This is a genomic window from Streptococcus himalayensis (genome assembly GCF_001708305.1).
GTDB lineage: Bacteria > Bacillota > Bacilli > Lactobacillales > Streptococcaceae > Streptococcus > Streptococcus himalayensis.
In genome coordinates this window covers 59,040-72,500 of record NZ_CP016953.1, presented here as the reverse complement: position 1 = coordinate 72,500, position 13,461 = coordinate 59,040, and the positions used below count along the sequence as shown (strand labels likewise).

Here is a 13,461-nt window from a genome sequence, read left to right as displayed (position 1 = left end):
AGTCATGCGAACGTAGTTCAGTGGTAGAACACCACCTTGCCAAGGTGGGGGTCGCGGGTTCGAATCCCGTCGTTCGCTTGAAGAGGCCGGGGTGGCGGAACTGGCAGACGCACAGGACTTAAAATCCTGCGGTGGTTAACACCGTACCGGTTCGATTCCGGTCCTCGGCATAAAGTTATAATAGTTGGCACCCTTAGCTCAACTGGATAGAGTACCTGACTACGAATCAGGCGGTTAGAGGTTCGACTCCTCTAGGGTGCATAGCTCGCTTAATGGGTTTCATTAGGGGAGATTTATTTTTAGATAGAAACGGGAAGTAGCTCAGCTTGGTAGAGTACTTGGTTTGGGACCAAGGTGTCGCAGGTTCGAATCCTGTCTTCCCGATTTAATGATATTAAACTAAATAATTTCTAGGGTAGATAAATTCATCATAAATGCTATAAAGATATTTGTCAACTATAGTGAATAAGTTATAACGGACAATAAAAGGCTCTTTGTCAACTGTAGTGGGTAGATGTCAGCTAACATCTAGAGAGGACCAACTTGGTCTTCTCTTTTTTGATGTTTAAGGCAATCAAAATCCGCTTTTTGAAGTTTTCAAAGTTCCTGAAACCAAAGGCATTTCGTTTAATGACTTTGATAAGATTATTGGTAGCTTCCAATTTAGCGTTGGAATAAGGCAATTCCAAAGCGTTTAAAACCTTGTCCTTATCCTTTAGAAAGGTCTTAAATACCGTCTGGAAAATAGGGTTAACAGTGGCTCTTTCTTGCTCAATTAGGTCAAAGAAATGCTCTGAGTTCCTCTCTTGGAAATGGAATAAAAGAAGTTGATAGAGTTCATAATGTTGTCGTAACTCATCTGAGTAGGATAGGAGCTTGTCTAAGATTTCCTTATTGGTCAAATGCATGCGAAATGTAGGGCGATAAAATCGTTTATCACTGAGTTTACGGCTATCTTGTTGTACCAGTTTCCAGTAGCGTTTTAAGACACGGTATTCCTGGGATTTTCTATCGAATTGATTCATGATTTGTATGCGGACACGGTTCATAGCACGGCTGAGATGTTGCACAACGTGGAAACGATCAAGCACGATTTTAGCATGAGGAAAAAGTTGTTTGGCTAGTTGATAGTAAGGGCTAAACATGTCCATAGTGATGAATTTAACGCGGTTTCTGACCTGTCTAGGGTATCTCAGAAAGTGATTTCGGATGGTTGCTTGCGTTCTTCCATCAAGGATAGCGATGATGTTATTTGTGTCAAAATCTTGAGCGATAAAGCTCATTTTCCCTTTCTTGAAGGCATACTCATCCCAGGACATGACTTCTGGAAGCTTATCCCAATCCGTTTCAAATTTAAACTCATTGAGTTTTCGAATAACTGTAGATGTAGAAATGGAGAGTCTGTGTGCGATATGTGTCATTGCTTGCTTTTCGATGAGTAATTGTGCGATTTTCTGGTTGACAGCGACAGATATTTGATGGTTCTTCTTAACAATAGGAGTTTCAGCGACCGCCATTTTCCCACATTCCTTGCACTTGAAACGACGCTTTCGAAGGCGGATAAGTAGTGGGTAGCCAGCAGTTTCTAAGTAGGGGATTTTAGAGGCTTTCTGGAAGTCATACTTAGCCATTTGTCCCTTGCAGGAAGGGCATTTAGGGGCTGTGTAATCCAAGTGACCGTGGAGTTCTAAGTGAGTTCCCATGTCGCATTCATTAGTGATCGTGATATTTTTGTCTTTCATTTTGAGAAAATTTGTGATAAGATTTAGTTGTTCCATATGAGTCTTTCTAAATGATGGTTTTATCGCTTTTCATTATAGGTCATATGGGACTTTTTTTCTACACTGAAAAAGGCTCCATAATCTCTACAGTGGATTTACCCACTACAGATATTATAGAGCCCAATAAAAGAGGACCAGCTTGGTCTTCTCTTTTTTGATGTTGATGGCAATCAAAATCCGCTTTTTGAAGTTTTCAAAGTTCCGAAATCCAAAGGCATTACGCTTGATGACTTTGATGAGATTATTCGTCTCCTCAAGTTTGGCATTTGAGTAAGGCAATTCCATGGCGTTGAGAATCTTATCCTTGTCCTTCAAAAAGGTATTAAATACGGTCTGGAAAATCGGATTGACAGTCTGCCGAGCGTCTTGGATAAGTCCAAAAAATTGGTCAGCTTGCTTCTCCTGGAAGTGAAAAAGCAGTAGTTGATAGAGCTCGTAGTGTTCTCTCAGTTCTTGAGAATAGCCGAGCAGTTTAGCGACAATCTCCTGGTTGGTTAAGTGCATGCGAAAAGTAGGGCGATAGAACCGCTTGTCACTGAGTTTACGGCTATCCTGTTGTATCAATTTCCAGTAGCGTTTCAAGGCTCGATACTCAAGAGATTTTCTATCGAATTGATTCATGATTTGTATGCGGACACGGTTCATAGCACGGCTGAGATGTTGCACAATGTGGAAGCGATCCAGCACGATTTTGGCATGTGGGAGTGAAACAGTCTGGGAATAGACTGTTTCAGCCTGAGCTTAGAAATTGGAGGGCGAAGGGTTTAGCCAATTTATAGTAGGGGCTAAACATGTCCATAGTGATGAATTTAACGCGGTTTCTGACCTGTCTAGGGTATCGTAGGAAGTGATTTCGGCTGGTTGCTTGCGTTCTTCCATCAAGGATAGCGATGATGTTATTTGTGTCAAAATCTTGAGCGATAAAGCTCATTTTCCCTTTCTTGAAGGCATACTCATCCCAGGACATGACTTCTGGAAGCTTAGCCCAATCCGTTTCAAACTTAAACTCATTGAGTTTTCGAATAACTGTAGATGTTGAAATGGAGAGTCTGTGTGCGATATGTGTCATTGCTTGCTTTTCGATGAGTAATTGTGCGATTTTCTGGTTGACAGCGACAGAGATTTGATGGTTCTTCTTAACAATAGGAGTTTCAGCGACCGCTATTTTCCCACAGTCTTTGCACTTGAAACGACGCTTTCGAAGGCGGATAAGTAGCGGGTAGCCAGCAGTTTCTAAGTAGGGGATTTTAGAGGCTTTCTGGAAGTCGTACTTAGCCATTTGTCCCTTGCAGGAAGAGCATTTAGGGGCTGTGTAATCCAAGTGACCGTGGAGTTCTAAGTGTGTTCCCATGTCGCATTCATTAGTGATCGTGATATTTTTGTCTTTCATTTTGAGAAAATTTGTGATAAGATTTAGTTGTTCCATATGAGTCTTTCTAAATGATGGTTTTGTCGCTTTTCATTATAGGTCATATGGGACTTTTTTTCTACACTGAAAAAGGTTCCATAATCTCCACAGTGGATTTACCCACTACAGATATTATAGAGCCTTTTTATTCTAATACTCATTTAACATCAAAATCTGAAAAGAGCCAATTTCTATGAACAATGGGTTTTAACACAGACCAATGCAGACCTTGAATCACCTCTTGCAGCTTGTTAATGACATCGTCTAGCGTCTTAAAGGCCTTATTCTTGAAACCTCTCTTACGAATCTCAGCCCAGACTTGTTCAATGGGATTCATCTCAGGCGTATAAGGTGGAATGAACTCAAAGCCAATGTTGGTAGGTTTCTCTAACGTCCGTGATTTATGCCATACAGCCTTATCCATCACGAGTAAGATATAGTCATTAGGGTAGGCTTGAGACAGTTGTCTTAAAAATTCATTCATCCAATCGGTGTTACATCCCCCAGCAATGATAAAGAAAGATTCCCCCGTATGGGCATCGACAGCTCCATAGCAGTAGCGATATTCTCGAATATAGTGGCTGTGAACATGAGGTCGTACTCCTTTTGGCACCCAAGACTTCCCAATTTTACTAATCCGTCCGAATCCTGCTTCATCTTGATACATGAGTCTGACCTTCTGGTAACGTCTACTATTCTTAAAGCGCTTTCTCGTCTTCTTGAAGGTAGATTTTATTTTTAGACGCCAAAATCGTTTTGGCATCTGCCTTTTTAGGGTGTTCAGGTCTTGGTGTTACTTTGCGCCAACCGTGACGCTTCAACAGTGCATAAAACCCTTCTCGCGTTGTTTGTTTCCCAATTTTAGTTTGGTAAGCCTCGTGCATTTCTGCAATAGTGACAAATTGTCCTGAAGCACTACCAACAAACTGTTCTTCTAAGAATGCTTTTTCTTCTTCGTAAGTAAGATAAGAACGATGACGCCCCCCTCGTGCATCATGGGTAAGGGCAGAGAGACCTTCTTGTTCATATTTTTTCACCAAACGCCAAATCGTATCATGAGATAAACCGATTAAGTCAGAAATGGCCTTGTAGGTCAACTTTTGAGAGCGTAAATAGACCGCTTGAATCCGTTTGTGATAGGCAGAGAGATGTTTAGCCTGGAGAGCTGATTTGAGTTCTGTGATTTGTTCTTGTGTAGCGTTCATATGACTATTATACATCAGAATTTGATTTTTGTTAAGTATAAAATGATAAAGTAAAGATTTTTATGGTTATGATTTTTTATCGTTTGGACCATGTTTTAGGGAGGAAAAGGAGGATAATAGGGTAGATTTCAAGACGGCCGGCGATCATGGCCAGCGATAGGAGTAATTTTGAAATCGGACTGAAGATAGCAAAGCTTTCACTGGTGCCTAACATGGGGCCAATATTATTGAAGCAGCTAATGACTGCACTGACAACGGTTAAAAATTTTTCATTATCTAAGCTGATCAAGAAAATTAAAATAACGATGATCATTATATAGAGCACTAGATATTTGAGAATTTTATGTTGAGTATCTTTGTCAATAACGCTGTTATTAACGTGTAGGGTCAATACCCGATTAGGAGAAAGAGTTGATAGAATCTGATTTTTAGCGATACGAGCGAGAATGAGCCCTCTCATCACCTTGAAACCACCAGCGGTGGATCCAGCAGACCCTCCAATACACATGAGCAATAAGAGGATGATTTGTGAGAATAAGGGCCAATGAGTAGTGTCTCCAAACCCAAATCCTGTTGTCGTGATAATATTGGTCACTTGAAAGAAAGAGATTTCTAAGGTATCTGCTACATTTTGATAGAGATGAAAAACATTCAAGCCAATCAATAGTGCGGAGCTAGCGATAATGATGAGGTAAGTTTTTAATTCCTCGTCTCCTAAGAAAAGTTTGAATTTCCGAAGCAGACAATAGTAGTATAAATTGAGATTTACCCCAAAAATCAAGACTCCAAAGCTAACGAGATAGGTAACGACAGGGTTTTGATAGTGGGCAATACCATCATTATAAAGAGCAAAGCCTCCAGTTCCAGCTGTCCCCATGGCAATAATGATACTATCAAACAGAGGAAGTCCTGCTAGACAATAGATGCCAATAAAAATGGCAAAGAGTGCTAGGTAGAGTAGATAAAGGATCTGGGCAGTATTTTTTAGTTTGGATACGACTTTTCCGAAAATAGGCCCAGGGACTTCTGCCCGCATTACCTCTAAATGGCTATTTTTATTGTTGTCTATAATAGCTAGAGCAAAGACAAGCACTCCCATTCCACCGATTAAGTGGGTGAAACTCCGCCAAAAAAGGAGTGAGTGAGATAGGACGCCGACATCTGAGAGAATGGTTGCCCCCGTGGTTGTAAATCCTGAACTGACTTCAAAAAAGGCATCAATGATATTAGGAATTTGTCCAGAAAAGACAAAAGGAAGAGCCCCAAAGAAGGACCAGAGAATCCAACAAAGGGCAACAATCAAGACACCTTCCTTGGCATAAATATGGTAATCTTTTGGTTTAAAGATGACTCCAGTCCAGCCAATGAGAAGAAGGAGGATGATTGTGAATACATAGGATTCAATAATAGTCGCAGATTCTTGATAAAGGAGAGCGACGATAAGGGGGGCTAGGAGTAAGCTAGCCTCAATAAGGAGCAATTTTGAGAGGAGGTGACGGATAATACTTCTATTCATAGCCTACTCCTCTAACAAATCAAGGACTTGTGTGATATTTTGCAATAAGGTGGTTACCACAATCTGATCCCCAACCTTAATTTGATCGTCCCCTGTTGGGAAAATCGTTTTTCCATTACGGATGACCGCTGCAATCAAGACACCTGGTTTAAAGCTGAGCTGAGCTAGGGGTAAATTGGTCACCGGACTGTCATCGATAATTTGGAATTGCAGGGTTTCGATTTGACCGTTTGCGATATGATGCATGGCCTGTAAATCAGAGTACTGGGCATTGACGCGACCTCGGATAAAATGCATAATCGTATCAATGGCAATCCGTTTTGGAGTGACGATACTCGATTCGTTTTTCTTGTCGATAATCTCAAGGAGGCTGGTTCGATTAACCTTTGTAATATTTTTTTGCACCCCAAGATTTTCAAGGAACATAGAGGCGATGATGTTTTCTTCATCAACTCCTGTCAAGGTGGCCACGGCATCATAATGCTGAGCTCGTTCTTCCATAAGAATGTCTTTGGCTGTACCATCTCCATGAACGACATGCAAATGCGGAAATTCTTGGCTGAAGAGCCGAGCTTGTTCTTCCTTGAGCTCAATCAGCTTGAGATCAATTTTACTGTGTTGGAGAATATTGAGAAGATAATAGGATATCTTCCCTGCTCCAATCAGCATCAGGCTCTTGATGCTTTTAGGACGCATATAATTGTGGAAGCGAAGAACCTCTTTACGATTTCCTGTGACAAAGATGATGTCTTCTGGCAAGATTGTAATGTCACCATTAGGGATGAAAAGATCGTCTCCTCGGCGCATAGCACAAATCAAGACGTTGCCAAATTTTTTCCGAAATTGAGCTAGGGTTATGTCACATAATTTGCTCCCTGGTGTGACCTTAAACTCCATGAGACTGACACGCCCATTTGCAAAGCGTTCGACAGACAAGGCATTTGGGAAATCAATGATATTTGCGATATAGCGGGCTGTTAGAAGTTCTGGATTGACAATGAGGGAGAAGCCGAGAATATTTTTCTTTTTAAAGAAAGGATTTGAATATTCTGGATTGCGGACACGAACAATGGTTTCTTTGGCTCCCATTTTTTTAGCCAATAGAGAAGAAATCATATTGACCTCATCGTACTCAGTCATAGCAATGAAGATGTCACAATCTTTTACATCTGCTTGCTCGAGCATTTTAAAATCGGCTCCATTTCCGACAATTCCCATGATGTCATAGCGTTTGGTCAAATGATTGAGGACAGATTCGTTTTGCTCAATCAAGACGACATCATGCTTTTCAGCAACCAGTGAGCGGCAAAGGGCAGAGCCGACTTTTCCACCACCGACAAGAATAATTTTCATCTTTTACCTCCGAAATATGTATCTATCATACCCTTTTTTTGAAAAAATTTCATCTTATTTCATATAGAAGATACACATTTTTAACAAATCTGATAAAAATGATGGATTTTAGGTACTTTTGATTGACATGTAAGGAGAAAGTGATATACTAGGAGAGTACCTTCATTGATTTACCTCAGACCTGTTGTGATGTAAGTTAATGATGCCATAACCACGCTGTTTGCTGAGCTTGACTCCGGGCAGTGTGGCTATTTTTTTGCAGAGGAAAAGGGACATGAAAAATCATATCGTATTATTTGAACCGCAAATTCCGCAAAATACGGGGAATATTGCCAGAACCTGTGCGGCAACCAATAGTCCTCTTCATATCATCAAGCCGATGGGTTTTCCCATTGATGATAAAAAGATGAAGCGGGCGGGGCTGGATTATTGGGATCAGTTAGAGATTTATTATTATGATAGTTTGGCTGCATTTTTAGAGAAGATGGATGGCCGCTTGTATTTGATTTCAAAATTTGCTTCTAAGGTTTATTCGCAAGAAGATTTTAACCAAGAGGGAAATCATTATTTTCTATTTGGACGTGAGGATAAGGGCTTACCTGAGGAATTTATGCGAGAACATCCAGAAAAAGCCTTGAGAATTCCTATGAATGATGCACATGTCAGGAGTTTAAATGTTTCGAATACGGTGTGTATGGTGGTGTACGAAGCTCTCAGGCAGCAAGAGTTTCAAGGATTAGACTTGGTCCATGAGTATGAAAAAGACAAGCTCAAGTGAGCGAGGAAGGGTAGCAAAGACTTGCAAGAGCAGGTCTTTTTTGGTATGATAAAAGAGTCTTCAGGGCAGGGTGCAATTCCCGACCGGCGGTGATAGTCCGCGAGCATAAGCTGATGTGGTGAGATTCCACAACCGACAGTAAAGTCTGGATGGGAGAAGACGAAAGATATAGTTGAAACTTTCTAAGTGGAAAGCCTTTTTGGCTAACTTTCAGCCTTCTCTGATTTTAGAAAAATTGGAGGAAGCCTTTATGACAAAAACACGAAAAATGGCCTTGATTGCCATTCTTTCAGCACTTTCTTTTTTATTGATGTTCTTTGATTTTCCGATATTGCCAGCAGTGCCATTTCTGAGACTGGACTTTAGTATTGTTCCGATTTTGTTAGGTTTGCTCATGTTGGATACGAGAAGTGCAATGACGATTGTTCTCTTGCGTTCCTTGCTGAAGTTGGTTTTGAACAATCAAGGGGTGAGCACCTATATTGGGTTACCCATGAATATGATTGCCATGGCTTCTTTTGTATTGGTCTTTGCTCTTGTGTGGAAAAAGCAACAAACAATAAAAAGATTTGTACTGGCTAGCATCAGTGCAACCCTTGTCTTGACTTTTGTGATGGTTCTTTTAAATGCGATTTATGCCATCCCCTTGTATGCGATGTTTGCAGGTTTTGACATTGCTGCAACGATTGGTGTTGGCACTTATTTGTGGACAATGGTTGTTCCTTTTAATATGATTGAGGGACTGGTTTTTGCCTTGGCTTTTTGGTTGGTGCAACTTTTTTTGAAACCAGTGTGGAAACAATATGAAGCATAAACAAACATGGTTAACACGGGGCTCGTTTGCCCTTTTACTTTTTGTCATCTTAGGATACGTCGTTAAGTTTTATCCAGAGCAGTTGACGAACATTGATCAGCCGATTCAAGCTGGCATCAGAGGGGATTTACCTCGGCTTTGGACGAATTTTTTTGCCACGATGACGCAACTCGCAAATATACCTGTTATCATTTCTTGGGTGCTTATTTTCGTTTTATTTTTTCTTTGGAAAAACTGGCAGAGCGAAGCCTTATATGTGGCAGGAAATCTAGCTCTTTCTGGTCTTTTAGTGAGCTTACTAAAGCAGGTCTACCAGCGACCGAGACCGAGTATTTCTCATTTGGTTCAAGAGACAGGTTTCTCGTTTCCGAGTGGGCATTCCTTGGCTGCAACCTTGGTCTTTGGAAGTTTAATCGTGGTGATGTATCAACGCATTCAGAAGAAACCGCTACGCTATTTGATGCAAGGAATGTGTCTTCTTTTGATAGGCATTGTCTTAGTGTCTCGGGTCTATCTAGGGGTGCATTATCCCAGCGATGTGCTGGGTGGTGCCTTACTTGGTTTTGGTGTCTTGTGCCTAGAGTATCCTTTTTACGATGAATGGCGCTTTAAACGCCGCTTTACACGCAAACAGTCATAAAAATAGGGTAGAATGGATGGGCAACATCCAATTTACCTTATTTTTTCATTTTGTGGTAGAATATAAGAATGAAATCTTACAATGCTTTGAATGATTATTATCGGACCTTGTTTGGTGAAAAGACCTTTAAAGTGCCGATTGATGCGGGATTTGACTGTCCAAATCGTGACGGAACAGTGGCAAAAGGAGGCTGTACATTTTGTACGGTGTCGGGATCAGGCGATGCGATTGTGGCACCTGATGCGCCTATCCGTGAACAATTTTATAAGGAAATTGATTTCATGCACCGTAAATGGCCAGATGTTCGGAAATATTTGGTCTATTTTCAAAACTTTACCAATACGCATGAAAAGGTTGAGATTATTCGGGAGCGGTATGAGCAGGCTATCAATGAGCCAGGAGTAGTGGGCATCAATATTGGAACGAGACCAGACTGTCTACCAGATGAAACGATTGCCTATCTGGCAGAATTGTCCGAGAGAATGCATGTGACAGTGGAGTTAGGGCTTCAGACAACCTTTGAAAAAACATCTGATTTGATTAACCGGGCTCATTCGTATGAACTCTATGTCGAAACCGTGAAACGATTGCGTAAATTTCCTAAGATTGAAATTGTCTCTCATTTGATTAATGGCTTACCTGGCGAGACACACGAGATGATGCTTGAAAATGTTCGCCGTTGCGTAACAGATAATGATATTCAAGGCATTAAATTACACTTGCTTCATTTGATGACGAATACGCGTATGCAGCGAGATTATCATGAGGGACGGCTGCAGTTGCTCAGCCAAGAAGAATATGTGAACATTATTTGTGACCAGTTAGAAATTATCCCCAAACATATCGTCATTCATCGGATTACAGGAGATGCACCGCGCGATATGCTGATTGGACCAATGTGGAGCCTTAATAAGTGGGAAGTGCTGAATGCCATTGAAACCGAAATGCGTCGCCGTGGTAGTATCCAAGGCTGTAAAGCAAAGGAGCAGAAATTTATATGTTAAGACCATTAGAAATGGCCCATCAGTTTTTAGCAGAAGTCATCACCAAGGAAGATATCGTGGTGGATGCGACCATGGGCAATGGACATGACACTCTTTTTTTAGCTGAGAGAGCCAAAAAAGTATTTGCATTTGATATTCAGGAACAAGCGATTGAGCAGACTCGTACGCGTCTAGAAATGGCTGGTCTGACCAATGCTGAGCTGATTTTAGCAGGTCATGAACAACTGGATATCTATGTAGAAGAGGTGAAAGCAGGGATTTTTAATCTGGGTTATCTGCCAAGTGCAGACAAATCGATTATTACACAACCCAATACGACTATTCTCGCACTTGAAAAATTATGTCAACGCTTGGTATTAGGTGGGCGAATTGCGATGATGGTCTATTACGGACATGAGGGAGGTGTTTGTGAGCGAGATGCAGTGCTTGATTTTGTGTCTCAGCTACCACAACGAGAATTTACCGTGACGATTTATCAAACCCTCAACCAAATCAATCACCCACCTTTCTTACTCATGCTTGAAAAATTAAAGGAATACAATCATGGATAAAAAATATTTACAGGAAAAATTAGACACACTGCGAAGTAAGTATCTGGAATCAGATGCTGGTGAGCAGCTTGCCAAAAAATTTGATGATGCCCATTTAAGTAAAAAAATGGTCAAAATTAAACAGAAGTTGGTCAGTCTTGAAATGGAACGGTGCCAAAAACAAATCGAGCACCGAGATGTTTCCAAAATTGACCGAAAAATCTCTGAACAAAAACTCTTATTTGAAAAGTGTTGCAACGAACGATAAGGAGGTAGTCGATGAGTCTACTTTTTTATGCGTTAATCTTTCTGCTCGTTTTGATTGTGTCAAATGCGACCAATAAATTGTTTCCGCGATTTCCCTTGCCTCTTATCCAAATTTTATTAGGAATTCTCATTGGTTTTTGTACACCACAGGGAAAATTTCATCTGGATACGGAAGTTTTTCTGGCCTTGGTTATTGGCCCCCTTCTTTTTCGCGAAGCAGAAGAAAGTGATATTACAAGCATTTTGAAGCACTGGAAAATTGTGCTGTTTTTGATTTTTCCAGTGATTTTTGTTTCAACCTTGAGTTTAGGGTTTTTAGCCCATCGTTTGTGGCTGGTCCTCCCTCTTGCTGCTTGTTTGGCAGTTGGGGCAGCTTTGGGGCCGACAGATTTAGTAGCTTTTACTTCCCTATCGGAGCGATTTTCATTTCCCAAGCGGGTGGAAAATATCCTCAAAGGAGAGGGGCTTTTAAATGATGCAAGTGGCTTGGTTGCTTTTCAAGTGGCTCTAGCCGCATGGACAACAGGCAATTTTTCCCTAGGAAAAGCTAGTGTATCATTGCTATTATCCATCCTTGGTGGTTTTGCCATTGGGGCCTTATCTGCCTTTTTAAATCGTCAGCTGCAACAATCGCTTCTCAATGTTCGTGCCTCGGATATTGCTGGAGAACTGCTTCTTGAGCTTAGCTTGCCCTTACTGACCTTCTTTCTGGCAGAAGAAATTCATGTTTCAGGGATTATTGCCGTGGTCGTTGCTGGGATTTTCAAAGCTAGCCGTTTTAAGAAAATTACGCTTTTAGAAGCACAAGTGGATACGGTAACGGATACAGTTTGGCAGACCATTGCATTTATGCTTAATGGTTCGGTCTTTGTCATTTTAGGCATGGAATTGCAGATGATTGCTGCACCTATCTTACGCAGTCCGATTTATGACAACCTTTTTTTGGTCGTGACGATTGTCCTTTTAACAGCTGTTTTATTCGCCATTCGTTTTGTTATGATTTATGCTTTCTACCTCACTCGAGGGGCACGGCTCAAGAAGAGAATGGGAAATTATGTGAAGGATATTTTGATTTTGACTTTTTCAGGGGTCAAGGGAACGGTGTCTATTGCGACTATTCTTTTGATACCTACAAGTCTTGAACAGGATTATCCGCTCCTGCTCTTTTTAGTGGCGGGGGTGACCATGTTGAGTTTCTTGCTTGGTTTAGTGGTCTTGCCTCGTTTATCAGAAGACAAGGAAGAATCTTCGGATTATCTGATGCACATTGCGATTTTAAATGATGTAGTGTTAGAACTGGAAGAGGAGCTGAAAAGCACCAAACTCAAAGGTCCTTTATATGCAGCGATTGACAATTACCAAGGGAGAATTGAAAATCTGATTGTCGAGCAAGAGGATCGAACGGTTCGCAAGGATTTAGCGAGCCTCCAGCTTCTCATTCTTAGTATCGAAAATGATGGGTTAGAACAGGCCTATGAGGAAGGGAATATGAGCAACCGTGCCTACCATCTCTATCAGCGGTATCTAAGAACGATGGAGCAACGGATCAATCGGACCTTGGTGTCTCGTTTTACCTATTTCTTGATTGTCTTTTGGCGTGTCTTTCGCTTTGCTTTGCATGAAATCGTAACCTTTGGCTCTGGTTTTCGTTCCCTTATGCAAAAAGAGCAAGGCTATGTGAATAAAGAAGAAGCCGAAGCTATTGCAGAATTGTATCTGGCAAACACGGAAGTCATTATTGAGAGTTTGGAGCATTTAAAGGGAATTTATAAGAATTCCTTGATTAGTTTTTTGCAGGATTCTCGGATTCGGAAGACAGCTATTATCGGAAGCGGTGCCTTTATCGAACGGGTTATCACGCGCTTGAAGCCCACCAATATTGAGGAAATGCTGCGGGGCTATTATTTGGAGCGAAAATTGATTTTTGAATATGAAGAACAAAAGTTAATCTCCCCAAGTTATGCCAAACGCTTGCGGCAAAATGTCAATAATTTGGAAAATTACTCTTTAAAAGAAGTCATCAACACCCTGCCTTACGATGTGCTAAATTATACCAGAAATCACTAAAAGGAATTGGACGAAGCTCAATTCCTTTTATTTATGTATAGAAAAATAAGGAAAGCAGATTTTTGAATTGTCCTGTATCCCTCTATCCTTTTTTTAAA

Annotated in this window: 11 protein-coding genes, 4 tRNA genes, 1 pseudogene and 1 riboswitch; of the genes and pseudogenes, 11 read left to right on the top strand and 5 right to left on the bottom strand. The window is 41.0% G+C overall.

Annotated features, from left to right (window positions below; genetic code table 11):
- Positions 1–6: 6 nt before the first annotated feature.
- The 4 genes from BFM96_RS00270 to BFM96_RS00255 all read left to right on the top strand — a co-directional run bounded on the left by BFM96_RS00270 (position 7) and on the right by BFM96_RS00255 (position 384).
- Positions 7–78 (top strand) — tRNA-Gly (locus tag BFM96_RS00270).
- A 7-nt stretch (positions 79–85) separates the two neighbouring features.
- Positions 86–170: transfer RNA gene (locus tag BFM96_RS00265), tRNA-Leu, on the top strand.
- Positions 171–187: 17 nt separating this feature from the next.
- Positions 188–261 (top strand) — tRNA-Arg (locus tag BFM96_RS00260).
- Between the two features lie 49 nt (positions 262–310).
- Positions 311–384: transfer RNA gene (locus BFM96_RS00255), tRNA-Pro, on the top strand.
- Between the two features lie 137 nt (positions 385–521).
- Here BFM96_RS00255 and BFM96_RS00250 read toward each other — a convergent pair.
- The 5 genes and pseudogenes from BFM96_RS00250 to trkA form a co-directional block, all read right to left on the bottom strand.
- Positions 522–1,778 (bottom strand): ISL3 family transposase, encoded by a 1,257-nt coding sequence (locus BFM96_RS00250; protein ID WP_068988908.1) that lies wholly within the window; start codon positions 1,776–1,778, stop codon positions 522–524.
- 114 nt (positions 1,779–1,892) lie between these two features.
- Positions 1,893–3,207 (bottom strand): annotated as a pseudogene (locus tag BFM96_RS10685) (transposase).
- Between the two features lie 139 nt (positions 3,208–3,346).
- Positions 3,347–4,394 (bottom strand): IS630 family transposase gene (locus BFM96_RS10700; RefSeq protein WP_145939693.1). Its coding sequence is split into 2 segments (ribosomal slippage): positions 3,347–3,955 and positions 3,957–4,394, totalling 1,047 coding nucleotides; the frame shifts between segments, so codons are not numbered across the junction.
- 76 nt (positions 4,395–4,470) lie between these two features.
- Positions 4,471–5,910 (bottom strand): TrkH family potassium uptake protein, encoded by a 1,440-nt coding sequence (locus tag BFM96_RS00225; RefSeq protein WP_068988892.1) that lies wholly within the window; start codon positions 5,908–5,910, stop codon positions 4,471–4,473.
- 3 nt (positions 5,911–5,913) lie between these two features.
- Entirely contained in the window at positions 5,914–7,263 is a 1,350-nt protein-coding gene (trkA, locus tag BFM96_RS00220) for a Trk system potassium transporter TrkA (RefSeq protein WP_068988889.1), read from the bottom strand.
- A gap of 274 nt (positions 7,264–7,537) precedes the next feature.
- Between trkA and BFM96_RS00215 the strand changes: the two genes are divergently transcribed.
- From BFM96_RS00215 to BFM96_RS00185, 7 genes are all read left to right on the top strand, one after another.
- Positions 7,538–8,041 carry a tRNA (cytidine(34)-2'-O)-methyltransferase gene (locus tag BFM96_RS00215; protein WP_068988884.1) on the top strand — a complete coding sequence of 168 codons (504 nt, stop codon included), beginning with the start codon at positions 7,538–7,540 and terminating at the stop codon, positions 8,039–8,041.
- A gap of 52 nt (positions 8,042–8,093) precedes the next feature.
- A riboswitch (FMN riboswitch) is annotated at positions 8,094–8,206 on the top strand.
- Between the two features lie 85 nt (positions 8,207–8,291).
- Positions 8,292–8,855, top strand: a complete 564-nt coding sequence (locus BFM96_RS00210) for an ECF transporter S component (RefSeq protein ID WP_068994064.1) — start codon at positions 8,292–8,294, stop codon at positions 8,853–8,855.
- Positions 8,845–9,495 carry a phosphatase PAP2 family protein gene (locus tag BFM96_RS00205; RefSeq protein ID WP_068988882.1) on the top strand — a complete coding sequence of 217 codons (651 nt, stop codon included), beginning with the start codon at positions 8,845–8,847 and terminating at the stop codon, positions 9,493–9,495. Before BFM96_RS00210 ends, BFM96_RS00205 begins: the two co-directional genes overlap by 11 nt.
- 68 nt (positions 9,496–9,563) lie before the next feature.
- Positions 9,564–10,499 (top strand): TIGR01212 family radical SAM protein, encoded by a 936-nt coding sequence (locus tag BFM96_RS00200; RefSeq protein ID WP_068988879.1) that lies wholly within the window; start codon positions 9,564–9,566, stop codon positions 10,497–10,499.
- The gene (locus BFM96_RS00195) at positions 10,493–11,050 is read left to right on the top strand and encodes a tRNA (mnm(5)s(2)U34)-methyltransferase (RefSeq protein ID WP_068988876.1); all 558 of its coding nucleotides are present in this window, start codon (positions 10,493–10,495) and stop codon (positions 11,048–11,050) included. Before BFM96_RS00200 ends, BFM96_RS00195 begins: the two co-directional genes overlap by 7 nt.
- The gene (locus BFM96_RS00190; protein ID WP_068988873.1) at positions 11,043–11,297 is read left to right on the top strand and encodes a hypothetical protein; all 255 of its coding nucleotides are present in this window, start codon (positions 11,043–11,045) and stop codon (positions 11,295–11,297) included. The genes BFM96_RS00195 and BFM96_RS00190 overlap by 8 nt, the downstream gene beginning before the upstream one ends.
- A gap of 11 nt (positions 11,298–11,308) precedes the next feature.
- Positions 11,309–13,363, top strand: a complete 2,055-nt coding sequence (locus BFM96_RS00185) for a cation:proton antiporter (RefSeq protein WP_068988871.1) — start codon at positions 11,309–11,311, stop codon at positions 13,361–13,363.
- Positions 13,364–13,461 lie beyond the last annotated feature (98 nt).